Origin of the sequence: Bacillus sp. F19, from assembly GCA_023823795.1 — a bacterium.
Lineage (GTDB): Bacteria > Bacillota > Bacilli > Bacillales > Bacillaceae > Bacillus_P.
This window is the reverse complement of record CP085710.1, coordinates 1,313,813-1,339,511: the sequence shown is the minus strand read 5'-3', so window position 1 is coordinate 1,339,511 and position 25,699 is coordinate 1,313,813. Positions and strand designations below refer to the sequence as shown.

General features: G+C 38.2%; 26 protein-coding genes and 1 pseudogene. 9 read left to right on the top strand and 18 right to left on the bottom strand.

Annotated elements, in window-relative coordinates; translation table 11 throughout:
* Positions 1 to 42: 42 nt before the first annotated feature.
* The 3 genes from LIT25_06820 (at position 43) to LIT25_06810 (ending at position 2,047) form a co-directional block, all read left to right on the top strand.
* On the top strand, positions 43 to 420 hold the full coding sequence (locus LIT25_06820) for a very short patch repair endonuclease (GenBank protein USK36182.1): 378 nt from the start codon (positions 43 to 45) through the stop codon (positions 418 to 420).
* Between the two features lie 247 nt (positions 421 to 667).
* A complete protein-coding gene (locus LIT25_06815) occupies positions 668 to 1,603 on the top strand; it encodes a bifunctional oligoribonuclease/PAP phosphatase NrnA (protein USK35042.1) in 936 nt (311 codons plus the stop codon).
* Positions 1,604 to 1,876: 273 nt separating this feature from the next.
* Positions 1,877 to 2,047, top strand: coding sequence for a DUF3934 family protein (locus LIT25_06810; protein USK35041.1), 171 nt, complete (start codon positions 1,877 to 1,879; stop codon positions 2,045 to 2,047).
* Between the two features lie 141 nt (positions 2,048 to 2,188).
* On the opposite strand, the gene LIT25_06805 is transcribed toward LIT25_06810, so the two are convergent.
* The 4 genes from LIT25_06805 to LIT25_06790 form a co-directional block, all read right to left on the bottom strand.
* On the bottom strand, positions 2,189 to 2,380 hold the full coding sequence (locus LIT25_06805) for a hypothetical protein (protein ID USK35040.1): 192 nt from the start codon (positions 2,378 to 2,380) through the stop codon (positions 2,189 to 2,191).
* A 243-nt stretch (positions 2,381 to 2,623) separates the two neighbouring features.
* Complete coding sequence (locus LIT25_06800) at positions 2,624 to 3,175, bottom strand: hypothetical protein (protein USK35039.1); 552 nt, start codon at positions 3,173 to 3,175, stop codon at positions 2,624 to 2,626.
* Between the two features lie 80 nt (positions 3,176 to 3,255).
* On the bottom strand, positions 3,256 to 3,444 hold the full coding sequence (locus tag LIT25_06795) for a DUF1272 domain-containing protein (GenBank protein USK35038.1): 189 nt from the start codon (positions 3,442 to 3,444) through the stop codon (positions 3,256 to 3,258).
* Between the two features lie 128 nt (positions 3,445 to 3,572).
* Positions 3,573 to 6,608 (bottom strand): efflux RND transporter permease subunit, encoded by a 3,036-nt coding sequence (locus tag LIT25_06790; protein USK35037.1) that lies wholly within the window; start codon positions 6,606 to 6,608, stop codon positions 3,573 to 3,575.
* A 256-nt stretch (positions 6,609 to 6,864) separates the two neighbouring features.
* Here LIT25_06790 and LIT25_06785 point away from each other — a divergent pair, with 256 nt between their 5' ends.
* Entirely contained in the window at positions 6,865 to 7,059 is a 195-nt protein-coding gene (locus tag LIT25_06785) for a hypothetical protein (GenBank protein ID USK35036.1), read from the top strand.
* Positions 7,060 to 7,249: 190 nt separating this feature from the next.
* Positions 7,250 to 7,873, top strand: a complete 624-nt coding sequence (locus LIT25_06780; GenBank protein USK35035.1) for an MEDS domain-containing protein — start codon at positions 7,250 to 7,252, stop codon at positions 7,871 to 7,873.
* A 262-nt stretch (positions 7,874 to 8,135) separates the two neighbouring features.
* On the opposite strand, the gene LIT25_06775 is transcribed toward LIT25_06780, so the two are convergent.
* From LIT25_06775 to LIT25_06760, 4 genes are all read right to left on the bottom strand, one after another.
* A complete protein-coding gene (locus tag LIT25_06775; protein ID USK35034.1) occupies positions 8,136 to 8,561 on the bottom strand; it encodes a VOC family protein in 426 nt (141 codons plus the stop codon).
* A gap of 201 nt (positions 8,562 to 8,762) precedes the next feature.
* Positions 8,763 to 10,292 (bottom strand): IS1182 family transposase, encoded by a 1,530-nt coding sequence (locus tag LIT25_06770; protein USK35033.1) that lies wholly within the window; start codon positions 10,290 to 10,292, stop codon positions 8,763 to 8,765.
* A 194-nt stretch (positions 10,293 to 10,486) separates the two neighbouring features.
* On the bottom strand, positions 10,487 to 11,329 hold the full coding sequence (locus tag LIT25_06765) for an aldo/keto reductase (GenBank protein USK35032.1): 843 nt from the start codon (positions 11,327 to 11,329) through the stop codon (positions 10,487 to 10,489).
* A gap of 28 nt (positions 11,330 to 11,357) precedes the next feature.
* The gene (locus LIT25_06760; protein ID USK35031.1) at positions 11,358 to 12,566 is read right to left on the bottom strand and encodes an MFS transporter; all 1,209 of its coding nucleotides are present in this window, start codon (positions 12,564 to 12,566) and stop codon (positions 11,358 to 11,360) included.
* 177 nt (positions 12,567 to 12,743) lie between these two features.
* Between LIT25_06760 and LIT25_06755 the strand changes: the two genes are divergently transcribed.
* The 3 genes and pseudogenes from LIT25_06755 (at position 12,744) to LIT25_06745 (ending at position 14,513) form a co-directional block, all read left to right on the top strand.
* Positions 12,744 to 13,103 carry a helix-turn-helix transcriptional regulator gene (locus tag LIT25_06755; protein ID USK35030.1) on the top strand — a complete coding sequence of 120 codons (360 nt, stop codon included), beginning with the start codon at positions 12,744 to 12,746 and terminating at the stop codon, positions 13,101 to 13,103.
* 31 nt (positions 13,104 to 13,134) lie between these two features.
* A pseudogene (locus LIT25_06750) lies at positions 13,135 to 13,305 on the top strand (DUF805 domain-containing protein).
* Positions 13,306 to 13,565: 260 nt separating this feature from the next.
* Positions 13,566 to 14,513: a nucleoside hydrolase gene (locus LIT25_06745; protein USK35029.1), complete on the top strand. Its 948-nt coding sequence runs from the start codon at positions 13,566 to 13,568 to the stop codon at positions 14,511 to 14,513.
* Between the two features lie 46 nt (positions 14,514 to 14,559).
* Here the strand turns inward: LIT25_06745 and LIT25_06740 are convergent, their stop codons facing one another.
* Positions 14,560 to 14,985, bottom strand: coding sequence for an OsmC family protein (locus LIT25_06740; protein USK35028.1), 426 nt, complete (start codon positions 14,983 to 14,985; stop codon positions 14,560 to 14,562).
* Positions 14,986 to 15,137: 152 nt separating this feature from the next.
* Here LIT25_06740 and LIT25_06735 point away from each other — a divergent pair, with 152 nt between their 5' ends.
* Positions 15,138 to 16,016: a glycosyltransferase gene (locus tag LIT25_06735; protein USK35027.1), complete on the top strand. Its 879-nt coding sequence runs from the start codon at positions 15,138 to 15,140 to the stop codon at positions 16,014 to 16,016.
* A gap of 66 nt (positions 16,017 to 16,082) precedes the next feature.
* Here LIT25_06735 and LIT25_06730 read toward each other — a convergent pair whose 3' ends face one another.
* The 9 genes from LIT25_06730 to LIT25_06690 all read right to left on the bottom strand — a co-directional run bounded on the left by LIT25_06730 (position 16,083) and on the right by LIT25_06690 (position 25,682).
* Positions 16,083 to 17,429, bottom strand: a complete 1,347-nt coding sequence (locus LIT25_06730) for a CDP-glycerol glycerophosphotransferase family protein (GenBank protein USK35026.1) — start codon at positions 17,427 to 17,429, stop codon at positions 16,083 to 16,085.
* 128 nt (positions 17,430 to 17,557) lie between these two features.
* The gene (locus LIT25_06725; protein ID USK35025.1) at positions 17,558 to 18,511 is read right to left on the bottom strand and encodes a Gfo/Idh/MocA family oxidoreductase; all 954 of its coding nucleotides are present in this window, start codon (positions 18,509 to 18,511) and stop codon (positions 17,558 to 17,560) included.
* Entirely contained in the window at positions 18,496 to 19,458 is a 963-nt protein-coding gene (locus LIT25_06720; protein ID USK35024.1) for a Gfo/Idh/MocA family oxidoreductase, read from the bottom strand. Before LIT25_06720 ends, LIT25_06725 begins: the two co-directional genes overlap by 16 nt.
* A gap of 27 nt (positions 19,459 to 19,485) precedes the next feature.
* On the bottom strand, positions 19,486 to 20,952 hold the full coding sequence (locus LIT25_06715; protein USK35023.1) for a CDP-glycerol glycerophosphotransferase family protein: 1,467 nt from the start codon (positions 20,950 to 20,952) through the stop codon (positions 19,486 to 19,488).
* 21 nt (positions 20,953 to 20,973) lie between these two features.
* On the bottom strand, positions 20,974 to 22,437 hold the full coding sequence (locus tag LIT25_06710) for a CDP-glycerol glycerophosphotransferase family protein (protein ID USK35022.1): 1,464 nt from the start codon (positions 22,435 to 22,437) through the stop codon (positions 20,974 to 20,976).
* Positions 22,438 to 22,453: 16 nt separating this feature from the next.
* Positions 22,454 to 23,278, bottom strand: coding sequence for an SDR family oxidoreductase (locus LIT25_06705; GenBank protein ID USK35021.1), 825 nt, complete (start codon positions 23,276 to 23,278; stop codon positions 22,454 to 22,456).
* The gene (locus LIT25_06700) at positions 23,262 to 24,182 is read right to left on the bottom strand and encodes a Gfo/Idh/MocA family oxidoreductase (protein ID USK35020.1); all 921 of its coding nucleotides are present in this window, start codon (positions 24,180 to 24,182) and stop codon (positions 23,262 to 23,264) included. The genes LIT25_06705 and LIT25_06700 overlap by 17 nt, the downstream gene beginning before the upstream one ends.
* Positions 24,176 to 24,976, bottom strand: coding sequence for an SDR family oxidoreductase (locus tag LIT25_06695; protein ID USK35019.1), 801 nt, complete (start codon positions 24,974 to 24,976; stop codon positions 24,176 to 24,178). Before LIT25_06695 ends, LIT25_06700 begins: the two co-directional genes overlap by 7 nt.
* The gene (locus LIT25_06690; protein USK35018.1) at positions 24,966 to 25,682 is read right to left on the bottom strand and encodes an acylneuraminate cytidylyltransferase family protein; all 717 of its coding nucleotides are present in this window, start codon (positions 25,680 to 25,682) and stop codon (positions 24,966 to 24,968) included. The genes LIT25_06695 and LIT25_06690 overlap by 11 nt, the downstream gene beginning before the upstream one ends.
* Positions 25,683 to 25,699 lie beyond the last annotated feature (17 nt).

Sequence of the window (25,699 nt, the reverse complement as noted above, 5' to 3'; positions counted from 1 at the left end):
ATCATGGGTTCTATAAAGGGGTAAAATACAAAATGAGAATCAATAGTCTCAAAAGAACTTTGGCATAGGGGTTTTAGATTCAGAAAAAACGGTAAATCATTATTTGGTACCCCTGATATCGCTATTAAGAAATATAAAATTGTAATATTTATTGACTCTTGTTTTTGTCATGCTTGCGAATTTCACGGAACATTACCTCAAAAAAATCAATTATTCTGGATAAAAAAATTCAATAGAAATAAAGAAAGGGATCTTGAAGTGAACAATTACTATATACAAAAGCAGTGGCATCTTCTGAGAGTATGGGAACATGACTTAAAAAGAGATTTTGCAGGATCTATCAATAAAATTGTTAGTTTAATTAATTTCTCAAAAAAATTTAAAGGCCCAAAAATATATAAACCATTTTATTCAGATTAACCAGTAAATTCTATATAATAAGATAAGGAATAAGAAAATAGATTTTATTTGATATAGATGTATAGATTACTTGCTTTTTTTCATAATTCAATAGAATCATAAAAGAAATTCTGGAGCAATTCAATTGTACTTCTTTAGGGTTATCATAGATTGTTGTAAAACAATATGAAGATGATAAAGAGGGAAAAAATAATATAGAACTTTTGAAGAAGTCCTTTCTTTATTAGGTATAAAGGAGAAAATGGACATGGAGACAGCCAAAAAAAGGATATTAAAAAATATACAAACCCACAACACCATCATCATCCACCGCCACATCAACCCCGACCTCGACGCCATCGGATCCCAGACAGGCTTGCAAAGAACGCTTCAGCATTCTTTCCCTGACAAAACCGTATACGCAGCTGGAAACGATGAGAAAAGTCTTCTCTTCATTAATAAAATGGACCTTATCTCAGATGAAGCATATAAAGAAGCTTTAGTAATTGTATGTGATACGGCAGAAACTTCTCGCATTTGCGACCAACGATTTTCAAAAGGAGCCCTGCTAATAAAAATCGATCATCATCCTGATCATGAACCCTACGGTGATCTTTCATGGGTGGATCCTTCTTACAGCTCGGCCAGTGAGATGCTTGTTGATTTGTTTTCGGAGTATCCAGAGGTTTTTCGGATGAATAAAGAGGCAGCCGGAGCTTTGTATACCGGGATTATTGGGGATACTGGCCGTTTGCTGAATGGAACTGCTTCACCGCGTACGTTGAAGGCTGTTAAGGCATTGCGGAAGTTTCATTTTCAGCCTGAACGGATTCATAATCATTTGAACAAGAAAAGCAGCGGTGTTACTCGTCTTCGCGAGGCGATTTTAAGGACTTTTAAGGTGACGGATCAGGGAGTTGCCTTTATTCATTTAACGGAGGAGAAATTGGCTGCTTACGGGGTGGACCGTGCGGAAGCGGCTAATCTTGTGAATGTCCTGTCTTCGATGGCACGAGTGAGAATCTGGGTCTTTTTTATTGAATATCCGAATGAAATTCGTGTAAGAATTCGTTCAAGGAATATTCCGATTGATGACATCGCCCGTATGTTTGGCGGCGGCGGGCATTCTTTCGCAGCAGGAGCATCGATTGATTCATGGAAAAAAGCGGATGAAGTGATTGAAGCTTTGAATCGTAAAACTTAAACCGAATATTGGAACTATTTTTGGTTTTCACATAGAATCTGATGTTTGTGGTAGTGTAGTACTAATACGCTTAAAAGAAAAGCGGAATCGCCCGTTTAGCTCCGGCAGACAGAAAAGGATCAGCCAGAAAAGGCGCTTTTTGCCTTTACTGGCGGATCCGTTCTGGCCGAGGAGTTGGGCGATGGAGCTAGACACCGAAGCGCATAATTTAAACTTTCTTAATACAAAATAAACACGCTGCCATTCAGCGTTCAATCATAATGGAGTGATAGTATGGGTAAAGCTAAAGCTAAAACGAAGAGCAGTAAAGGCGGGACAGGCGGAGGAACAGGCAAAAAAGGCTGGAACCGCTGGCAGGCAAATGCCAATAAAAAGAAGAGCTTTAAGCCTTATACAAGTAAGGGCACTAAACAGCAGGACGATGGAAAAGGCTCTAAAGAATAAAAAGTATGACAGCGCATGGATCCTTTTTGGGTCTTTTTTTATTTGCTGCAGACTTAAAGTGATGTCGCATAAAAAAGAAATAGACCCGGATACCACCCCAATAAAAAAAGACCGCCCCCTTTTAAGGTCCGATCTGTCTTTTCACCGATAACTGCTCCCCTTCACAATTAAAAATAAAATGACTGCAAGCAGCAATCCGCCAATGATAAACGGACCAAGACCCGAGCTGTAAACAAGGTAGACTTTCACGTGCTTTATTGTATTAACAACCAGATAAACAATAAATATAAGACTCAATCCTGCGATAAGCGGGACATAAGGATTTCGCTTCAAGTTAATCAGCCCTTTTCAGAAGCTTTTACTTAACCCTATGCCTAAGGTAATTTGTATCATGCTATAAAGAAAAGCGGAATCACCCGTTTAGACCCGACAGGCATAAAAGGATCCGACAGAAAAGTCCGGGTTTGACTTTTTTGGCGGAGCCGTTATGACCGAGGGTCTGGGTGATGGAGCTAGACATAGAAGCGCAAAATTTCATACTTCTAAATCTTTTGAGGAAAGCAAACAGGTTTTAATTTACATGTCTCTTCCCCTATACGGTTCTTTTTTCGGGAATAAGGTGTAGCTGAAGCTGATGAGAAAATCAATTCCAAGGACAAGGGTCCAAAGCTGAAGAGTTTTAAGCAGCTGTTCTGTCTGCTGTCCGTTGTTGATATAGAGAATAATGGCCCCGAGAAAAGATGCACCAATTATCCAGGCAAGGAGATGGCGGATCCATCCTTCTCTTTCACGTCGTGCATGCTCGGTTCCGTATTTGATTTTTTTCGGCGGTTTCACGCCATTTGCAAACCGGTAGGCAAAATGCTGATCTGCCCATTTGATCATCCCATGGCCAAAAGCAATACTGATTCCGATATAAATGGCTGCAATTCCATGTACCATTGTCGCAGTCGCCCCGTTCTTCAAATCAAGCACGGTTGCCGCAAGCAGCACAAAATCAACTGCCGGTGTACAAATCAGCAGAAACGCTCCAAGCTTCTTCTTTTTCATTAGATACCTTGCGACTAAACCCGCTAGAACAAAGACCCAAAATCCAATTTCACATGCTATAATTAACCAGCCAATCACTTCGGAACCCCCTTACCAACCAGCAAAAGCAAAGAACAGTGAGATGTTGACTGTTCTTTGTTTTCTATATAGTTTTTAAATCAGCTTAAAACAGCTTTTCCGCTCCTCGGCCGCTTCACAAGTTCTCCCCCGCAGTTTGGGCAGACAAATTCCATTTCTTCCGTACAGGTATGACAGAATGTGCATTCATATGTACAGATGTATGCATCTGATTTGTTATGGAGATTTGCAGAACATTTTTCACATACCGTTCTCATTTCTAGTGCCATTTTGAAATCCCCCTCCTATTAGAATTAGAAAATCCTTCTACACCCAATTATATTCCATATTTTCTTTTTTGTGTAAAAAAAAACAGAGGGCACACCTAAAAGTCTGCACCTCTGCATTCTTTTATTTCTTAAACCCCAACATCCTCTGCAACACCCTTATTCTTCTTCCGTCTTCTCCCCATTTTCGCCAGCAGTTCATACATAACCGGCACAACTACAAGTGTCAGGGCCGTAGATACGATTAGTCCGCCAATTACAACTACCGCTAAGCTTCTTGAGACCATGCTGGCAGCTTCTGTTGCACTGAAAATCATTGGTGTTAAGGCTACGATGGTTGTTACGGCCGTCATGATAATCGGGCGCAGCCTCGTGGACCCCGCTTCTAACAGAGCTTCTCTGGCATCGAGTCCTTTTTCGCGGTTTTGCTGGACGCGTTCGATTAAGACGATGGCGTTTGTTACCACGATTCCAATCAGCATTAAGGCTCCGAGCAAAGCATTGATGTCAACTGGTGTCTGGGAGATGACGAGTCCCAGAATGCCTCCCACTGCAGCAAGCGGCAGCGAGAACAGGATCGCAAACGGCGCTCTTACCTGACCGAAGGTGACGACCATGATGAGGTACACGACTAATACGGCGATGCCCATCATTTTAAAGAGATCTGTGAAATCGTCCTGCATCGATTCAGTTGCACCCGAAACGGAGACAGATGCACCTTCAGGCAGGTCGATTTCTTTAGTCATTTTATCGATTTTCATTCCTGCCGTTTTTAAGTCATCCGCACTGATTTCACCTGAAATTTGAATCGTTTCTTTTCCATCCTGATGATACACCTGAGTTTTGATGTCCCGTTCTTCAATCTCAGCTACTTGTTTGAGTTGTACAGGTCCCGCAATAGGTGAAGTGACATACGTATTCAGGACTTGTTTAGTTGTCGAAAAGTTAACATCATCGTATTCGATAACAGCTTGAACCTGTTCATCGCCTACTTTGATTTGGCCAAGCGGCGTTTTATTCAGCATGGCGCGGACCTGCTGGCCAATTTGTATTGGGCTTAAGCCCAGTGCAGACGCTTTTTCCTGGTCCACATTGACAACCCATTCGTTTTTCAATTCTTCGTAATTGCTTTTGACTTTTTCGATTCCCTCGATCTTTGCAAGTTCTGCTGCAGCAAGCTTTCCTGCTTCTGCAAGGTCTTCCTCATTTGAAGCCGTCACGTTCAGCTGAATGCCATTTCCTCCGCCAAAGCTTCCAAATGAGAACTGAGTTCCTTCAATTTTGCCTGGAGCATACTCTTCATTTTTTTCCTTGATCATTTCTAAAAATGCTTCAACATCTTTTCCTTTTTCAAAAATCACTGAGTAATTTGCTTGTTTTTCAGATAAAACCTGACCGTATTTTGCATCTTCAGATGTAGAGCCCATCTGGAAAAATAAATCCTTGAGCTTATCTTCTTTTAATAATTCCTGCTCAAATTCCCCTGCTTTTTCTTTGGCATCTTCTAAATCATAATCCGCCGGGTAGGTTAAGGAGACATTTACGAACGATTCAGACTGACTGTTAACACTGGCCTGCGGAATCGAATTGAAGGTGAAAATGGATCCAACAAAAATGATGAACGCGGCACCTAAAACAATCCATTTATGATTCAGTGACCATTTCAAAATGGAAATATACTTAGCAGACGGCTGATGCTCCTTCTGCTTCACCTTCTTTAAAAGGACAAAGCTTAACAGCGGTACTACTGTTAATGCGACAAGCAGGGATGCAAGAATTGAATAGACGACCGACAAGATCAGCGGAGTCATGATTTCTCCAATTGAACCTCCAACAAGGCCAATCGGCAAGAAGACAGCGATTGTTGTAAGCGTTGAAGACGTAATCGCAGTCGAAACCTCTTTCGTTCCGCTTAGAATAACTTCTTTTGACAAGCCTTCAGTCTGAATGCGTCGGTAAATATTTTCAATGACAACAATGCTGTCATCGACTAAACGTCCGACCGCAACGGCTAATCCGCCAAGTGTTAAAATGTTTAGCGTAATGTTTGATTGATCAAGTAAGAACAGTGTAATTAAAATCGACAGCGGAATACTGACTACAGCGATTAAGGTTGTTCGGATGTTTCTTAAAAACAGCAGAATGATGAGCGTTGCAGCGATTGCCCCAATCGCCACTTCCTTTGCCATGCCAAGCACGGCGCCTTCAACATCCTCTGCTGTATTTTGAACCGTGCGGACGGAGAAATCATCATTATAGATATCATTTAATTCTTCGGCTTTCCGGTCGACCTCTTTTCCAATTTCAACAGCGTTTTTGCTTGCTTCTTTAAAAATAACCAAAACCAGTGCTTCTTTACCATTTAATCTTGCATCTGCTTCGTAAAACTGACGAATGGAAACATCCGCAATATCTTTTATTTTTGTATCCGGTGCAAGAATCGCATTCTCAATTTGCGTTTTGTCTGTTACTTCCCCGAGCACCCTGACAGCATTTGCTTTTCCGTCCACTGCAATTTCGCCAGCAGGAATCGATGCATTTTGAGATTGCAGAGCCATCATCAGCTGTTCGGCGGACACTTTCTTTTCTTTCATTTTTTCCGGATCGATTTTAACAGAAAGCTCTGAAATGGACTTTCCGTAAAACGTGACGCTTGATACACCATCTATGTCTTCAAATTTCGTTTTTATTTCTTCTTCAATCCGATCTTCATCGGCTTTCGAAAATCCTTCTTCAGATTCAAGTGCCACCTGGGCAAGCGGAATCATGGAGAAGTTCAGCTGAGACACAACCGGCTTTCCTGTGTTCTTCGGCAGCTGAACTTGATTGATCAGCTTTTCAGCCTCTGAAGCAGCCTCTTTCATGTCGGCTTCTGACGTGTAATTGAGTGTAATCATGGAGATTCCTTCACTTGTTGAAGAAGTCATGCTGTCAAGATACGTACCATTTTTCAATTGACGTTCAAGCGGTTCCGTTATCTCTTCGGTAACCGTCTCGGCATCCATTCCCTCACCAAACGTGGTGACCGTTATCATCGGTGCATCCACGCTCGGCAGTAGCTCCATCGGCAGACGGGAACCCGAATACACACCGAGTACTGTTACCAGAAACACCATAATAACAATCGCTGCCCGATTTTTTAACGAGAATTTAGTTAAAATAGACATTTGCTTATCCCCCAAAGATATAAAATAGACATACTCCATAAATATACAACAAAATTTGGAAATTAGGTGTAAATTTTTGTTAACAATTAGTAAAAAGTACTTATTCGCACTCTTTACAATTTGTCTATAAATAACGGGGGATATTATCAGTAAAATAAATCTAAGAATTATTTTTGAATTAGGGGTAGACGATTTAATTAAACTTGTTATAATAGGTGGAAGTTAAAACACATTATGAAAAAAAAGGCGGGACGAAATGAAAAATAATTCGTGCAGATATATCATTAACGCGAGCGGTAAAGGCGGAGAAACGTATATGACCCACTGCCAGGATAAGCATGAATTAAATCAATGGATAGCTAAACGTAAAGATAAACTTCTGATGGATGAAATTAAAATAACAGACAAAAAGAAAAATCCATTCTTTAAATGGTTTTCTTTTATGAAATAGACGCCATGTCTTATGTATGGCGTTTTTATTATTTTCTTTAATAAATCGTGAGATTAGCCACCGTTCATACTGTTCTGTATAAGACGCATTCGCTGCAGCGATTAATGAAAGCCCTATTCTCCTTTCATTTTTTAGCTTTATTCACAGAAACCCATTATAATGAAGGAAAAATAAAAAAAGGGGTGATTACTTGAAGAGCAAAATGAACCAGTTGTTTGAGGACCAAAGGAATGTTCATGTACTGTATTCCTATAGTGGAACGAAGAATTACATAGATCAGGTTGTGAGTTTTATCCAAGATGGCATTTTAGCGGGAGATTACGTTATTCTTATTGAAAATGAACGTGTTTACCCTGCGATTCGCAATGAACTGAGCACTCGGTTAACAAAAAATCAAATGGAATTCGTTCACTTTGTAAACAACTTCGATTTCTATTATTCAAGCGGCAGTTATCATCCTCCTGCAATCGTTGAATACTTTAATAAAACTGTACAGCCATATGTGGAAAATAAAATTTCTTTCCGTTCATGGGCACATGTAGAGTGGGCCACAATGGGAGATCCGCTGCATCTAATAAGTGATTTCGAGAAAGTGGTAGACGAAGCTGTAAACCAGCTGTCGTTTCCGTTAATTTGTGCGTACGAAGCAGAGAGAATGCCTGACTATCTCAAAACGATTTTAATGGAAACACATCCCTATGTGTTAATGGAAGATGATATCATCGTCTCCGAACAATACCAGCCAAAGATTGATGTAAAAAAAAATAAATCGCTAAGTGTTTTATTAGTAAATCCGGTTACAGGGTTTTCTTAGTATCCAAGGAGCAGTAAATAGCAGCTAAAGCCGAATTTCTCGTTGAAACAATGAGAAATTCGGCTTTCGTTGCTCATACTGGCTTCCTTTTGCCTGAATAACATGGGAAATGTCTTTTATTAACCAAGCATCACCTTAACAAGCTAAACTATTGATTTTAATATTGGAACGGAAAATAGGTAATTTTCCTGATAAGAGTAACCAAAACAGCCGCTTGGGGTTATCCATGGAGGCTATTTTTATTTTAAAGAAAAATAATAAATTATTTTTCGCCCTCTGTGTAAATTTGAAACGTTACACCGAACTTGTCCGTTACAATCCCATAAGCTGGGCTAAAAAAAGCTTCCTGCAGCGGCATTTTCACTTGTCCGTCTTGCTGAAGGGATTCAAAAATTTGTTTAGATTTTTCGATGTCGTTCGTTGAAATACAGATCGTAACCTGATCTCCAATTTGACTGGTTTGACCTGGAAACATATCTGAAAACATGAGGTCCGTTTCGCCAACTTTTATCATTGCATGTGCCACAAGTTCCTTTGCTTCTTCAGGTAAAGGGAATTCTGGATTTTCTGGCATTTCTCCAAAAGTCTGGTTGAAGAGGACTTTCCCGTCCAATGCCTTTTCGTAAAATTGGATCGCTTCCTTTGCATTTCCGTTCATCATTAAATAGGGGGACATTCGCAATGTCATAATTTAGCAGCTCCTTGGCTCAATTTTCATACAAATGCTTGAGTAATCTTCAAACCTCCGTTTGAATTGTCAATGGCTGTAACCACTGTCACATTATTACCCATAAATGCATTTTACAACACAGAACAAACGTTCGTCAACAAAGACTTAATTGAAGACTAACAATATTTTCCTTGATACTCTTTTATTATAGAGCAAAAATTAACTACTAATAAGGGTAACCCCAGGGAAAATAGCCAATAAATGAAACAGGACGCATTCCTTGTTAGGAGCTTCTTGAAGTTTAATCATCCTTTTCACATTAACTACAAAAGCTGTCAGAAATGTTTGTATCTGCATGCCAAATTGACCACGGTATTTTGCCCTGGTCATTCCATGTGCATTTTTTAATTCAGCGTTTTTATGTTCAATTCTACTTCGTACGTTTTTTCGTTGACGATACTTATCCGATTCCAAATAAGCTATTTGTTTTTGATGTTCCTCCGACTTGATTGTAACCGTGTAAGCCTTCTCTTTAGTGTTGTTATAACAGCCTTCACTTAGTGGACATTGTCGACAGATACTTGTATCGAAGTAAAACTTATAGTAAGGATTTCTACTAGTTGCCTGTCTACTTTTTTTGGTTTTGCCTATACTTGTATGCCCAGCCGGGCAAATAACTTTACTATTCTCCTTCTCATATTGAAAGAGATCCTCTTCTCGTTTTCCATATACGATAGGATTTAATGGGATGGAAGCATCGATCTCTTCTTTTTGAAGAAATCTTAGATTATCTTTACTCGAATAAGCAGTATCTGCCAGTACTTCTTCAACAATCAGTTCTTGTTCCACTGTTTTGTTTACTAGGGGTTGAAGCTGCTTTCCATCGACTTCATTACCAGGTGTTACATGAACGGCAGTAATAATTTCTTCTTCTGTCATCGCAATATGATTTTTGTATCCGTAAAAAGATTTGGAATTTGATTTACGTCCAAATCGGGCATCAGGGTCTACTGCAGATTGTATTCCTTTGTTCGTTAAAAGTCGTTCATCTTTTACGATCTGCTTGGCAATTTCTAATTTCTCCTTTAAATTTCCTGCTACATTTGGAATCTGTTCCTCCAATTGATCTGTTAATTCTGATAAATAATGAAGAAGTTGTTTGGATTTTTCTTCATCAGTCCCTTCTAGTTTAGGGAACCTTGGGAGCTTTTCATATAAGAGGCTGTACTGTTTTTTTATCCCCTTTAAGAGCCGGTTAGAGGCTTTTTTAAGAACATCTAATGGCTTATCTTTCACAGAGTTTGCCAATGAATGAGTAGAATCAATAATTAAGGCCTTAGATTGTATTAATCCCTTTTCAACACACTGCTTTACAATATGCTCCAATACTTTTTCTATTTGACTAACGCCTAAACGATGACGGCGAAATCGACTCAGTTGAGAAGGATCAGGTAGAACATCTTCAGGGTTTAATCCTAAAAACCATTTATAAGCTAGATTATATTGAGAATCTTCTATTACTCTTTCATCTGATAAATTATACAAAAATTGAAGGAATAGTAGGCGAAATAACAATTCAGGCTCATTTGCAGGTCTACCATAAAATATACAATAAGAGTCCTTTACTAAATCATTAATAAATGAAAAGTCTACATTAGCATGAATTCTTTTAAGTAAGTGATTCTCAGGTACTAAAGAATACAATTCTGAATGAAAAGAAAGCGAAGTTTGTTTATGGTTTTTTAACATACTAGTTAGCTCCTAAAATTAGTAATATATACCTTTATTTTAACAAAAAAAACGCCAAACAGGCGTCTTTTCCATAAAATGTATTCATTTTGCAGTACCCTCTGTTAGAGAAACGCGTCCGATTTTTAATAAAAATTAGGGTAACAGTGAACGTGTTCGCAGCTTGTTTTTATCTGAAACGGATATGTTCACTATTAAAAATCAAAATTGTCAGGATCAGGACCAACTCGTTCATTTTTATTCAATCCATCAATAAGAGCCATGTCCCCTTCTGTTAACTCAAAATCAAAGATCGCTGCATTCTGGATGATGCGTTCCTCTTTTGTTGATTTTGGAATCGTGATCACTCCGTTTTGAAGGTCCCAGCGCAGAATAATTTGGGCAATTGATTTCTTGTATTTATTTGCAATTTCCTGCAGCTGCGGATGATTCAATAATTGGCCCTGCATCAAAGGAGACCATGCTTCAATCTGAATACCATGGTCCCTGCAAAACGATAGAAGAGTTTTTTGAGTCAGACGCGGATGAAATTCCACTTGGTTAATCATTGGTTTGATTTCTGCATCTTCCATCAGGCTTTCCAAATGATGAGTTTGGAAATTGCTTACGCCTATCGCTTTTATTTTTCCACTCTTATAAAGAGATTCAAGCGCTCTCCATGCTTCCTTATATTTGCCTTCTGCCGGCCAGTGAATCAGGTACAAATCCAAGTAGTCTAAACCAAGTTTAGTTAAGCTCGTTTCATAAGCTGCGAGCGTTTTATCGTAACTTAAATCCGCGTTCCAGACCTTCGATGTGACAAATAGATCTTCTCTGCGGATACCAGCTTCAGCTATCCCTTCACGTATTCCTTGTCCGACGCCTTCTTCGTTTTCATAAATAGCAGCCGTATCAATACTGCGGTATCCATGTTTAATGGCTGCTTTTACAGCATTTACAAGCTCTGGTCCTTCTTCTACTTTAAATACGCCAAGCCCGAACCATGGCATTTTCACACCGTTATGCAGAGTTGTTGTACTTTGTAAGTTGTTCATCATATTCAAATCCTCCTGTATTTTAGGTAAGTTATCCGGCTAGTTTTTTCCCTTGCATTTTCTGATCTTTACTCTCTAGTGCACGGCTCCAGCCCGTAAGAATAACGGCGCCCAAAACCATGAATCCTCCGATCCAAGCAGTGTGAATCAGGCCAATTGAATCCGTAATAATGCCACCCAAGAAAGCGCCAATCGCAATTCCTGCATTAAACGCAGCAATATTGATCGCAGATGCCACATCAACAGCACTTGGCACAAAGCGCTCCGCAAGCATGACGACATAAACCTGCAATCCAGGCACGTTCATAAAAGCAAATAGTCCCATCAATAAAATCGTCAGCAAACCTGCAATTTTAAATGGAGCCGTAAAGGTTAACACAAATAGTACGATAGCCTGCACAATAAACATATAGAATAAGGCCTTAATCGGATTTTTATTCGAAAGCTTTCCTCCAATCATATTTCCGATGGCGATCGCAATTCCATAAACAAGTAAAATAATCGCTACTGTTCCTTCTTTAAAGCCTGTTACATTTTGTAGCAGCGGTGATAGGTACGTAAAGACAACGAATGTTCCGCCGTATCCAAGAGCTGTAATCATAAAGACAAGCAGCAGACGGCCGTTCTTTACTAGCTTCAGCTGATCGCCAAATGTTGTGTGATTGCCTTTTTTCAAATCAGAAGGCACTAGAATGCAGTTTGCAATAAGTGCAGCTAGCCCAATAATAATAATCACAATAAAAGCAAGTCTCCAGCCAAATTGCTGGCCAATAAATGTTCCAAACGGAACTCCTGTTACAGTTGCGACTGTCAGACCGGTAAACATGATGGAAATTGCACTTGCCCGGCGGTTTTCAGGTACAAGGTCGGCTGCAATCGTTGAACCGATCGACATAAACACACCATGTGAAAGGGCTGCGATAATACGTCCGGCTAATAAAACCCCAATGCTTGTTGCGAAGGCAGAAAGACTATTTCCGATAAGAAAAACAATCATAATCCAAAGCAATAATGTTTTGCGTGACATGTTTGATGTGAGTGAGGTCAGAATCGGTGCCCCGAACATAACCCCCACTGCATATAACGAAACGGTTAATCCTGCAGTTGTAACAGGTATGGCTAAATCCTCAGAAATCATCGGAAGCAAGCCGACGCTGATAAATTCGGTTGTACCAATGGCAAAAGCACTGACTGCTAATGCAAGCAGCGCGAGCGTACTTCTCTTTTTATCTAAAGTCATCTTTTCTCCTCCTAAAAAATTGAATATTTATTAAAAATAAGTGTATGGTAAAGATCAGCCGGCAAATGTTATTATGAAACATATCAGACATCATGAAAAGTACGTACTTTTAAGTGCTGTAGGAACTTTTAAGTTCGGTAGGCACTTTTTGGTGCCTATTTATATAGGAGGGATTTCATGCAAAAAAAATACAATATACCTGTTGAAGCAACACTTGAAATCATTGGCGGAAAGTGGAAATGCGTTATTCTCTGTCACTTGACTCACGGCAAAAAACGGACAAACGAATTGAAGCGCTTGATGCCAAATATTACGCAAAAAATGCTGACACAGCAATTGCGGGAGCTTGAAGGTGATGGCGTCATTAACCGGATTGTCCATCAGCAGATTCCTCCCAAAGTTGAATATGAGCTCAGCGAATACGGCTGGAGTCTGCAGACAATTTTAGATTCACTCTGTGCCTGGGGAGAAGGCCACATTACGAAAGTGTATGGTGATAAATCGGCTGTGCTTGAGGAAAGTATCCTGAATAAATAAATGAAAAACTCGAAATTCCTGAATGGGATTTCTTTTACCTTCATTGGCAGTTGGAGGCCGCAGATTACATGATACCGGCAGAACTGGATGGTGGCTTTTAATCAACCTTATCCCGCTGATCTGATCAATTGTGATTCTTGTATTTAGCTGTCAGGATAGTCAGCCGAATGCGAATAAATATGGACCAAATCCTAAAATGTAACTGATCACGTAAACCGCCCTATTTTAATAGAGCGGTTTTTTTCTGTATTAAAATAAGTCAGCAGTCATTTATCAGCTGATTTTTCCCACGCCAAATTTCACCAGTTAAACAGCTTACTTTTTTGCTTCATGGAGGAGAATTAGGTATTTGGAAGTGATTTTCCAACAGCCGTAAAAAAGAGGTATTTTACATAAGAAAAAAGGATACAGAATTAGAAAATGTTTTCTTTAGATAATGGTCACATAGGGGGAGGCTTTCCAGTGGCTTTAAAGGTCTTGCTGTTTGGAGATATCGGCATTGATGACATGGTTGCCCTTATATATGGAGCGCTGCATGATGAGATCGAGATTGTCGGGGTGGTAGCTGATTACGGGAACATTTCAAGAAAAAATGCAATGGCCAGTGTCCAGTATTTGCATGATTTATTTAACCAATCCGATCAAATCCCCATTTTTGAAGGGGCAGAGCTTCCGATGACAGGGGAAAATCCGACCTATTATCCAGAGATCCACGGAGAATACGGAATGGGACCCATCGTTCCTGAGCAGGAGTATTCCGGCAAGGGAGATAATTTTCTCGAAATAGCAAAAGTGATTGAAACTCATGGAAAAGAGCTGACCATTGTCAGCATCGGAAGGCTTACGTCACTCGCGACCATGTTTATTCACTACAAAACGTTAATGAACAGCATTAAAGGTTTTTACGTCATGTGCGGTGCCTTTTGGGTGCCTGGCAATGTGACACCTGTGTCAGAGGCCAATTTCCATGCTGATCCTGTAGCGGCTAAAGTAGTTCTGACTCACGCAAGCAATCTGACGATTATCCCCTTAAATGTGACCGAACGAGCCATTGTCAATCAGGAAATGGTCGATTACATTGCAAGCATAGGAAAAGCTAAAATTCTAAAGCCTCTGCTAGACTACTATTATGCCTTTTACAAAAAAAGAAATCCGGCTGCTGCCGGAAGTCCAGTTCACGATGCCTTAACGATTATGGCTCCGCTTCATCCGGAAATGCTGAGCTACAGATCGTTGCCAGTATATGTGGTCCAATCAAAGGATAGCATGGAAAGAGGCCACAGCATCGCCGATATCAGGCCCTATGTGAAGTTCGGTGAAAAAGAGAAAAAACACCGTATTGCATTTGAACTCAACTACAGTCTGTTCTTTTCTAAGTTCATGTCCACTATGACGGGGGAACGATTTTAATAAATGTAAAAGAGAGCTGCTATACTAGCCAGCTCTCTGTTTTTCGCTAAATTTTCTGTTTGCCTTCTTCACCATTAATGGAATATCCGACCGTTATCTCCGCATTCAGTGATTGTGAAACAGAGCAATATTTGTCCTTGGACAGCTGAATTGCCCTTACCACTTTATCTTCAGGAAGATCTCCTTCTAAAGCGTAGTGAATGTGGATAGCTGTGAAGAGTTTCGGATGATCTTCTGCCCGTGTTCCGTTTACGTCCATGTGAAAAGAAGAAGGATTCAGCCTCATTTTTTGCAGGATGGAAATGATGTCAATTCCAGTACAGCCTGCAACTGCATTTAAAAGCAGCTCCGTTGGTCTGGCGCCAGTATTTTCTCCCCCAAAGTCTTCCGCAGCATCCATTTTCACTTCATGGCCTGATGGCGCTGTGCCTGAGAAACTCATTTTCCCGTTCCATTTAATTGTTGTGTTCATTCAATTCAGCTCCTTACATGGTAATCTTCATTACGTAATATTCTCTTCTCCGGCAATTATCATGAGAAAATCCCTTCAGAAAAGAACTGATAAAGGATCCCTGCATATCTTAAAGGAGGACATTTGCCTTGATGGGAAGGTTGTGAGTTAAATTGACAAAACCTCTCGTTTCCGTCATTTTGCCGGTAAAAAACGAAGGAATTCATATTAAGAATACGATTGAGTCAGCGTTAAAAATAAAAACAAACTGTCCGTTTGAAATCATTGTGGTTGATGATCATTCAGAGGATGGGTGCTGCTCATTTCTAGATCATACCATAGATCATCGAATCAAAATGATCCGAACCGCTGGGCTTGGAGCAGCTAATGCCCGGAATGCGGGCGCTGTTCTTGCAAGCGGAGACATATTTATTTTTTGTGATGCCCATGTTTTTTTTGAGGATGAGTGGCTGGAAAAGCTGATTGAACCCATACAGCAAGGCACAGCAGACGCAGTCAACCCAGGTATAGGAGATGTTAAACGGCCAAACCGTGTTGGATTTGGATTTGCCTGGAATGAGAAATTGGAGATCGAATGGAATAAAGAACAAAAAGATTCACCCTTTCCCTCCCCCCTGCTTGCAGGAGGCTGCTTAGCTGTTACACGCGCGGCTTTTGAGGATATCGATGGATTTGAACGCGGCTTCCAGGTATGGGGCCGCGAGGATGAAGAGATTTCCCTCAAGCTTTGGCTGTTCGGTTATCGCTGTTATATCGTTCCCGCGGTTAAAGTGCTGCACGTGTTCAGACCGAGCTCACCGCCATTTAAGCTCAGCTGGAATCATGTTAATTATAACCTTCTGCGTATGGCTCATTTGCACTTCAATGAGGAGCGGATCAAAAAGTGCAAACAACTTATTAAATTCAGCCAGGAAGCGAAGTTGATGGGAATGCTGCGTAAAAGTGACATTGATAAGAAACGAGCTCTGTATGAGAAAAAAAGGAAATATGATGATAGCTGGTATATGAGGACATTTGATATTCCATTTTAAAGAACTGTTTCATCGCAAATCCTTTAATTTCAAAAAACATTCATACTACTTAATTTATGACGCTTACTAGTTTTTCCCTATAAGCGACTGAATGTGTGATGCAATTCTATTAATGGATCCGTCAATTTGAAGGAATAATTCTGAAACGGACTGTTGTTGTTTTTTTATAAAATCAGCGTAATATTTCTGATCTTTATAAAGCCTGTTAATAAGGTTCGTTAATTGCTCATGTGTACTTACGGTACTAAATTTGATGTAGATTTCAGGATAATTGGATTGATGAATTTGAATAACAGGCTTATTCCAAGCTGCTGCTTCATAGATCGAGGTTGAATAATCTCCAATTACCAGGTCAGATTGATTTATTAGCAGCTGGATCGGCACATCATTGATGATTTCATTTTCTTTCATGATTCCTTTGCGGATAAAGAATTCACACTCCCGTTTGGAAGAGTTTGGATGAAGCTTATAAATGACCCTGATTTTGTTCATTTTCTTGATGCTGTTAGAAAAGAGGATTAAATTTTTGCTGTTGAATTCATCCTGGAGAGAACCCGTGAGAACATAAAGGATATTGAACCCATCTTTTTTTATGCTTTTATTATGTAACGTAAAATCATTTTTCGCTTGCTCGAGTTTAGGATTGCCAAGAACAATGGAAGCTGGAGCATTTTCTTTTGCTTTTAAAAGATTATTGAAGAATTCCCCCCACACAAAAACCAGATCTGCACCTTTGAAATGATGACGTTCATATTTCTCTGAAGCTATTAAACCGTGCTGAATTAATGTGCAGATGATTGGATACTTTGAATGTTCAATAGCACGGATGCAGCCAGGCGTTAAAAGAAAGTGGATACCATAAATGCATTTTGGCCGTGTCTCTTGAATCAAATAGTCAGTTAAAAGAAAGTCGATAGCATATCTTTTATAAAAGGCATAAAGCTTGTTCTTTTGCGAAGAAGTCAGAGCCATTTTTGAACTGAATGTTTCAATGCCTTTTAATAAATGATTTGTATAGTAGAGATTTGCATTTTTATGGACATTGTATTTTTTTATTAAGTGTTTATAAGACAGCAGCTTTACTTTTTTAGAAAGCATAGAGAGATTTGGAGAAGCCGTATCATATATAACAAGATAGACAGACAATCCAATTTCTGATAGTCGATTCGCTATGGGAAAAAGAAATAGTTCATAATCTCTTCTATAACATCCAAAATACAGCAGGGCGTCCGATGTGTACCATTTATTCTGAAAGTGACTTTGCTTTACAGCAATATCTGAAGCTTTTTTTTTATAAACCGGACTATCTAACTGTTTATTTAACATTTTTCCGGCCAGCAATAAATCCAGATTCTCTAAAATATGTGAAGGATATTGGTTAAGCAGGGTTTTTTCATCGTATTCTCTATTCAATTTCTCTATCCTCACATGTGCGATTTAATTCGGTAAACCTCATGTTATTCACCTCATTATTTTTACGGAAAATGGCTGTTTTTCTTCAAAAAGGTTTGACAAGCTAATCTGAATAAGTATTTTATAAATCAATTACCAAATAATATGGGATTATAAATCGAATTAATTTTTTGAATTTGATCTGAAATACTGAGCAATCTCTTTTTATCTGTTAAAAAAGCTTCCACTTGTTTATAGAGTCCTGGTTTATAGCGGGTATCATAATCTTGATGAAGCTGAACTTCATTAACTTCAAAGGAACCATGCCTCATGATGAAAAGCTTTTCCAGTGGTTTTAGAAAGAATTTATGCTGATCGGTCATAATTTCAATCCCCCACCTTCCTGGAGATTTCCAATCAGCGTGATAACTGAATAGAACTTGATTTTCAGTTACACCGCACCCTGTAAACCTTGCTGCTGCAGGATGCCAGTTTAAAGAATCGGATGATATGCAATGAATGGATTGAGGTTTACCTGCAATAAAAAAGGCTAAATCTATTACATGGGAAGAATTCGCAATTAGCCAATTTGCTTTTACCTTAGGATCGAGATTGCTTTTTTCAATTTGATTGCTGAGCTCTGTAAATTCGAAATGAATGGATCTGACAGGTGTACTATTGGATACATGTGTTAAAAGGCAGTCTATCGACTCATAAAATCTTCTATTATAGCCGATGTATACTGTTGAATTCTTTTGTTGGGAAGCTATCTTCATTTCCTCTAATTCATCACTATTCATAGCCCCTGGCTTTTCAATCAAAATTTCTTTAACACCATTTTGAATAAGTGCCAGTCCAATATTCTTTAAGTTTTGTACTGGAACTGCTATAATCGCTTTTTCAAAAGAGGGGTTTTGTTTTAAAAAGTCAGTCAGATCACCAAAAGATACTTTAGCTTCAACCTTTTGCTTGAAAAGAAGAGCTGTTTTCTCGCTCCTGGTAAAAACATGAAAAGGCAGATTCATACCGTTCAATACCTTCGCATACTCTTTGCCCATATAGCCCGCTCCGACAATAAGAATGGGTTTTATGTGATTGGACATTCCGTCACCTCATAACCAAAAGCTTTAGAAAAAAACAAATTTAATTCCCTAATTAAGTTTACATGCAGCTGTTTTGACATTTCATATTCTAAAAGTCCGCATTTATTATATAAAAGAATGTCTGTGATCATCATTCCTGTCACTTCACTTTGTTTAGGAAGCCAGAACGTTTTTTCACTCTGTTCTTTAGTGAGCTTATTTACAATGACAATTTTTTCAGTAAACGGGTAAAACGTCCACTGTTCGTTACTTACATTTATTGTAATGGTATATTCTTCAGTTGAATCTCCATTTGAACGGATGATTAACCGATCACCATTAGGTGAAGTTGCTTTTAATGTTCCAAGCACTTCCAAGTAGCCTTGTCTTTTGCTTTGAACAACTTTATCAAGATTGCTGACATCAATATTCATATTCAAACTGTCCGTAAAATAGGAAAACAAATCAAGATAATGAATGCTATTACAGCCTATTCCGAACTTCCCATATTCAAGGCTAATTTCCAGTTTGCCTGTCAGCTTCTCTTTTAGCTCACTATATATTGGATACGTTCTTAATGGACAATTCACCCAGCATCCTTTAACATCATGCTTTAATAAAAGATCAGACATTTTTTCGTAGTCTGCTTCCTTCTGAAATAAAACTTTCTCTAATATCAGATAGGTTATAGCAGTCTTTTTTAGAGTTGCTTCTGTTACTTCCAATCTTACTTTTGAACTTGTAGCTACGATGCAAACGTCTATCTTTTCAGGAAGCTCCAGTTCATTTTGATTATAAAAACATGCCTTTTCTTTCGTGGCTGATTCTTTATATCTTTGATTAACACGGTTCAGTGCATCTGAATTTGGATCGATAATATGAATAGCAAGCGGCAATGCTGTATTAAGCAATCCTTCAAAGTGCCTGAATCCAATATTGCCAGCACCTATTATTAATACATTAAACATTTTTTCCCCTCTTTCTTGATTTAAATATTAACCTTGGGTATGGCTTCCTATTATTTCTTCCAGCTTTTTTTTGACGATAAAAGGAGACTGATCAACGGTATAGTTTGTATAAGCAAGAAATTTTTTTGTTTTTGCTGTCAATAGAACTTTATATTCCTCATCGATTGCCAAACGATTTAATGCCTGTATCAGCTGGTTTTTGTTCTTAATGATTTCACCTGCTTGGGCTTTAGCTAAATGAGTATTAATCTGATTATGATTGAAATGATAATGGTAAGGATTAGGCGGCTGAAGAACTAGAAGCGGTTTGCTTAAAAGGGCTGCTTCTATGGCAGTGTTGGAGGATATGGTCATTAAACAATCAATTTGGTGCAGAAATTCATATAATGAATCTTCTTTAGTTAAAAACGCCACATTTTTCTTTTTATTTAATAAGGGATATTGATACTCATCACTTTTGTGTTTTTTTATGAGTATACTAATTGGAATCGAATCAGGAATAGAATAGATCCAGCTCTCTAATTCTTGATTTGCTGCTAAACAAGGCTGAGTAGAAAACCCTGCTAATAGATGATTTCCCGGTACTATGAATTTTTTTTTAAACATTTTATTTTCTGCGGCAAGCTGCCTGAGTTCGTAATAGTATTTTATATTCCCGGATACAGTGATTTGTTTATCTTCAATTCCTCTGTCAAGCAGCCAATTTTTCTGATTTATTCCCCATACAAAAAAGTAATCACTTCTAGATGGAATAAGGGAGCGATCTCCTATTAGCATAATTGGCATATTAACAAATGGTATTTGATACCTTTTTGAAAAAAGCCCTAAAATGGTCCCGAAAATACTTGCTTCTACTGGGTCAATGATAACGGTTGGGCGAGTTCTTAAAATTAATTGATCGATCATATACACCCATTTTGACACTCCAATACTGGCATTAATAAACCAATTCTTAAATGTTTCAGTAAGAAAATAACGATTGATGGATTGTCTATTAACCTTACGATTGACTAATTTAATTAAGTTTCTTTTTGACTGTATCGCCTTAATGCTGACTTTTTTAATTTCTTTATTGAAATTAAATTGTCTGAACTTTAGCGGTAACGGATGAACCCCTCTTTTGGTTTCAAAACCATACATCGTAACTTGATATTCTTTTAGATGATCTGCAGCAAAATCAAAATAGTCTTCGGACATTAGAATTGAAGTATTTTTTTTCATAATAGTGGACTTCGCAATATCATCAAGAGAAATCAGTCTCCGATTAATATCCTCCATCGTCTGAAAATCTTTGAGATTTCTATACTTTGAAAGAAGGATATTGTCCTTTCTGTTCTGATCAACGAATCGCTGTATATGATTTAAAAATGGCCCTGTCAAACATTGAGCTAATGGCAATCCATATATCTTTATTGGAGAAAAGATTTGATAAAAATCATACAATAATCCATATTTCAAAAGGTGAAAATCGTTTGCCTCTGATTCACCGTACATTTCTCCACCTGCCTTTAAAGACTACATATTAGATTGAATGATTGCTTCAATTTTTCTTTTTGCAATTGTTGGAGCTTGATTGACTGTTAGTAACGTTCTTGAAAGAAAAGTTTTCCCCATTTCTATTAATTGCTTAGAATAATCATCATCTTTCAACAGATTTGATAATGCCTGAACTAATTCTTCAGCATTTCGAATAATTTCCCCAGCCTTTGCTTCTGCTAAATGAGCATTGATTGAATTATGATTTAAATGATAGTTATATGGAATATCAGGCTGAAGTATAAAAAGTGGCACATCTATAATTGCCGCTTCAATTGCTGTATTGGATGAAACGGTCATCAGAACATCCAAATATTTCAGAAAATTATAGAGCTGCATGTCAGAATCTATGATTCTCACATTTTTTTTCCTTTCTAATAATCTGTATCCATATTTATCATTTCTGTGTTTTTTTACAATAAGCGTAACTGGGAGATCCTCATCAATTGTGGCCAGCCATTCCTCAAGTACATGATTCGTTTGGAAGAATGGCTGTGTTGTAATACCTGCAATAAGATGGTCAGATGGAATACTTAACTTTTCCAAGAGTTCATCCCTTGAACAAACAGGTTTATTCCCTTCATAATAATATTTAATATTTCCTGTTTGAATGACCCTATTTTCTTTAAAATTCCTTTCAATAAACCAATTCTTCTGGAATTCTCCCCAAACAAAATAATAATCCGCCCTTGAAGGTATGACCGCGCGATCTCCAACGAGCAACAATGGCATATTAATAAATGGAATATGGTATTTTTTCGATAAAAGTCCAAGAATTGTTCCAAATATACTGGCTTCCGCAGGATCTATAATAACAGCTGGCTTTGTTTTCAAAACAAGCTGGTCGAGGATATAGACCCATTTAATTATTCCGGTAATTGCATTTAAAAACCATTGTCTAAATAAACTTGTACTGAAATAATAATGCGCAGGAGAAGTCTTAAAATGTTTCTCCACCAGTTTTTTTAATAGCTGTATTTGCTGGCTGACCATTTTTCCGCTTACTTTTAATATTTCATCTTGGAAAAAATAATGTTTGAAATCTGACGGACTCCCGCTTTCATATTCTTTATAGAGAACCCCATAAAATGAGACTTCATATTCTTTGAGCTGATCTGCTGCAAAATCATAATAATCACTGGACAAAAGGATAGACTTTTTTGATTTTTTCAGCGGAACCTGTGTGACCGCATTGACTGAAGATAATATCTCATTAATCACTCCCATTGTTTGAAATTGTTTCTGGTTTCTAATTCTGCTTATAAAAGCAGGATTATTCCTTTTCAAATCAACAAATGGCTGGATATGCAATAAAAACCTTCCAGTTAAACATTGAGCTAGCGGCAGTCCGAAAATATTTAAAGAAGAAAAGTAAAGATAAAAATCATGTAATAAAGAATATTTAATTAGATGATAGTCATTGACTTCATTCTCACCATACATTGAATCTTCTCCTTTTTCACCAAACTGTTAATCCCCCGTCAAGGATTATGTTTTGGCCAGTCATATAAGTTGATGCATCTGAAGCCATAAAGATAACAGCGCCTACCATTTCTTCAACAGCCCCCATTCGGGCTAAAGGTACCCGGTTTGAATAGTTTTGGATAAATTGCTCATTTTGGCCTGTTTGCAAACCTCCGGGAGAAATCGTATTTACACGAATCTTATCCTTAGCTAAGTAAGTAGAAAGATAGGTTGATAAACCAATAACCCCTGCTTTTGATGCAGAGTAAACAGCTGGAGAGTTTATCTCTCTTCCTAAAAAAAGGGAATTTCGGTAGATTCGATGGTCTGGCCCCACTACACCATAGATTGAAGATGTTTGAATAATGGAACCTCCTTCTTGATTCTTCTTCATTTCAGCACTTGTATGTTTCGCAACTAAAAACATGCCGTCCAGATTGACAGACATTACATTTCTCCATTCATCAAGTGAATAGTCCTCAAAAGATGAATAAAATGCATTTAAATCCTTTGATTTTGAAGCAGCATTATTAAATAGCACATCTATTTTGCCTAATTGCTGGACTGTTTGCTGAACCATTGTTTGGACATCTGATTCAAGAGAAACATCACAGCCTATTCCGATAGCTGCAACATTGTATTCCTTAGTAATTTCCTCTGCAAACTTTTTTGCAGGCTCTTCATAAAGGTCGACAATCACTATATTTGCACCAAATTCAGCAAGCCCTCTCACACACTCCCGTCCAAGATACCCCAAGCCTCCGGTCACAATAATATTCTTATCCTTTAGTGAAAAGAGCGCTTTATATTTTGAGTTCATGTAAAAACACCCGCCTTTTCTCTTTTTTTGAGGCTGTACCAGCAATTAAAACCTTCATCATATTTGAGGTGATCTCAGCATCGATTGGCGGGATATTTGTCCGAATGGAATAAATGAAATGCCACAGCATCTTTTTAAACATCGAAAAGTTGTCTTTCACTTGAAAACTGGAATAATGATTTTTTGCTATTATTTCCATTAGAAACAGAGGAGAAGCATCTCCCATACAATTTATTTGAATCACATCTTCGTTTTTTAAATAAATGAAATAGCAGTCAAAATACCCGTGCTGATATTCCACTGCACTAGGATCGAAATCAGTTAAAGTTGAAAAGCCTTCTATTAAGTGAATCCCGTATTTTTCCCAATCATTTAGAATCGTTCCTCTAAAAAAAGCCGGGTGGCTGCAGCTAAAATGTCTTTTTGCCTCTTTCACTTCATCTGCATATCTAAAACTTGACGTGCTCATCAATAAACCATTCTCAATAAAGGGTATAAAATAAGAAAGTTCATCAGAATTAAGGGTCAAAGGCTTATCAATAAATACTGCAATTCCTTTCTCAAGAAATAACTTAGCAATTGGAAAATGGGATTCTTGATCATCCCTTGCAATAATCACACCGTCTATTTGGGTGAGCATCTCTTCTATATTTTTAACTGGCGTATCAATCTTGCAAGCTTCAGATAATGCCAGTGTGATTTCTTCACTCTGTGTCCAGCAGTGAGTGACTTTTGCATCAAGAATACCAAATTCAGAGGAATCCCTTACTTTTAAATAGTTATATATGACGTCCCAGCCAGATTTTCTCATGCATTTTTCATCAAATCCATTTATTATCGCTGAAAAAGAAAACGGGTGGCCATTGCCTTCACTTAACCCAATGACTCCTAATTTGGTCACCACACTGCCCAGCCCCCGTCTACACATAGATTCTGTCCTGTTATATAACTGGAAGCATCTGAGCAGAGTAAAGCCACGGCTCCTTTTAGTTCGTGTGGTTCACCGATTCTGTTTAGAGGATTTTTGTCACCAAGCTGTTTCATAAATGCGGTATTTTTTTGAGTTTCCGGATGAGGGAACGGACCTGGACTCAGGCAGTTAGCGCGTATTTGATAGGGTGAAAGAAAACTTGCCAAATATTTTGTCAGCTGAATGACACCTGCTTTTGCAGCGCCATAGCTTGGTGGATTGGTCAATTCAATTCCATCATAAATACGGTAATCAGGTGCTGTATGGCCGTACATTGACGTTATATTTAAAATAACGCCTTTGGATTGTTTTAATAATGGAAGGGCTTTTTTTACGCATTTAAATGCGGAAGTCAGGCTCATATTAATATCATACTGCCAATCTTCCTCTGAAATACTTTCAAATGAATTCTTATTGCCAGACCATGCATTGTTAATGAGAATATCCAGCCTGCCGAAATTTTTCTCAATTTCATTGAAGGCTTTAGATATACTCACTGAATCTGTTACATCCATTTCTAAACTAAATAACTGATTTTTAATATTAAGCTTTTGTTCCAATTCTTCGCATTTTTTTTGACATTTTGTTAAATTACGGCTTACAATTATTACCTTTGCTCCCAGTTCTGCGAGTGTTTCTGAAATGGAAGAACCCAAATAACCCGCACCGCCTGATACAAGAGCTACTTTCCCATTTAGCGAAAATAATTCGTCCAGCCTATTCTCCATGTTTGTTACTCCTTTCAATAAGCTTTTCAGCCAGGATAAAGTCTATTTCTTCATCAATATCGATTGCTCTGTCTTTAGATGTAATGACTCCCCCTGTCCTGTCATCCAGAAATGACTCCACTTTATCAGCGATTGTATCAGTGAAAAAAGCATAAACAGATCCATTTAATTTATAAGCTTTAGGAAGTTTTTGGCGGGGCATAAATGGAGCTGCGTTTTCTATAAACGTTTTAGGTTTCGTGCCTTCCAGTGTCCATGCTCTAATAGGGTTTAATTCAGCTTCTGAGAATGTCGCTGTAGAGGTATAGCCTTGATCATTATCAATTAAAAGGTCCAGACAATCGTATATATCCTCTTTTGTTCTTAATGGAGAGGTAGGTTCAAGATAAAGCATAATATCATAAGTTTCTTCCTTATCATTTAACACCTGAAGGGTATGTTTCACAGCATCAATTGATAATGAGTGATCTGCCGAGAGCTCTGCTGGTCTTTTTATTACCTCTGCTCCATAATACTGAGATATGATTGAAATATTCAGATCATCAGTTGAGACCACTATTTTATCAACCTCAGGTATTTCCCCCGCTAATTCCAATGTCCAGCCAATAAGCGGCTTATTCAAAAGCAGCTTTATATTTTTATAGGGAATTCCTTTACTCCCTCCCCTTGCAGGAACCAAAACTATTATTCTTTTATTTTTATACATTCTAATTAACCACCCAA

Coding starts and splice junctions, on each gene's coding strand:
- LIT25_06815 (USK35042.1), top strand. CDS start 668: ATGGAGACAGCCAAAAAAAGGATATTAAAAAATATACAAACCCACAAC.
- LIT25_06810 (USK35041.1), top strand. CDS start 1,877: ATGGGTAAAGCTAAAGCTAAAACGAAGAGCAGTAAAGGCGGGACAGGC.
- LIT25_06795 (USK35038.1), bottom strand. CDS start 3,444: ATGGCACTAGAAATGAGAACGGTATGTGAAAAATGTTCTGCAAATCTC.
- LIT25_06790 (USK35037.1), bottom strand. CDS start 6,608: ATGTCTATTTTAACTAAATTCTCGTTAAAAAATCGGGCAGCGATTGTT.
- LIT25_06785 (USK35036.1), top strand. CDS start 6,865: ATGAAAAATAATTCGTGCAGATATATCATTAACGCGAGCGGTAAAGGC.
- LIT25_06775 (USK35034.1), bottom strand. CDS start 8,561: ATGACATTGCGAATGTCCCCCTATTTAATGATGAACGGAAATGCAAAG.
- LIT25_06770 (USK35033.1), bottom strand. CDS start 10,292: ATGTTAAAAAACCATAAACAAACTTCGCTTTCTTTTCATTCAGAATTG.
- LIT25_06765 (USK35032.1), bottom strand. CDS start 11,329: ATGATGAACAACTTACAAAGTACAACAACTCTGCATAACGGTGTGAAA.
- LIT25_06760 (USK35031.1), bottom strand. CDS start 12,566: ATGACTTTAGATAAAAAGAGAAGTACGCTCGCGCTGCTTGCATTAGCA.
- LIT25_06755 (USK35030.1), top strand. CDS start 12,744: ATGCAAAAAAAATACAATATACCTGTTGAAGCAACACTTGAAATCATT.
- LIT25_06740 (USK35028.1), bottom strand. CDS start 14,985: ATGAACACAACAATTAAATGGAACGGGAAAATGAGTTTCTCAGGCACA.
- LIT25_06725 (USK35025.1), bottom strand. CDS start 18,511: ATGTCCAATCACATAAAACCCATTCTTATTGTCGGAGCGGGCTATATG.
- LIT25_06720 (USK35024.1), bottom strand. CDS start 19,458: ATGTTTAATGTATTAATAATAGGTGCTGGCAATATTGGATTCAGGCAC.
- LIT25_06715 (USK35023.1), bottom strand. CDS start 20,952: ATGTACGGTGAATCAGAGGCAAACGATTTTCACCTTTTGAAATATGGA.
- LIT25_06710 (USK35022.1), bottom strand. CDS start 22,437: ATGTATGGTGAGAATGAAGTCAATGACTATCATCTAATTAAATATTCT.
- LIT25_06705 (USK35021.1), bottom strand. CDS start 23,278: ATGAACTCAAAATATAAAGCGCTCTTTTCACTAAAGGATAAGAATATT.
- LIT25_06695 (USK35019.1), bottom strand. CDS start 24,976: ATGGAGAATAGGCTGGACGAATTATTTTCGCTAAATGGGAAAGTAGCT.
- LIT25_06690 (USK35018.1), bottom strand. CDS start 25,682: ATGTATAAAAATAAAAGAATAATAGTTTTGGTTCCTGCAAGGGGAGGG.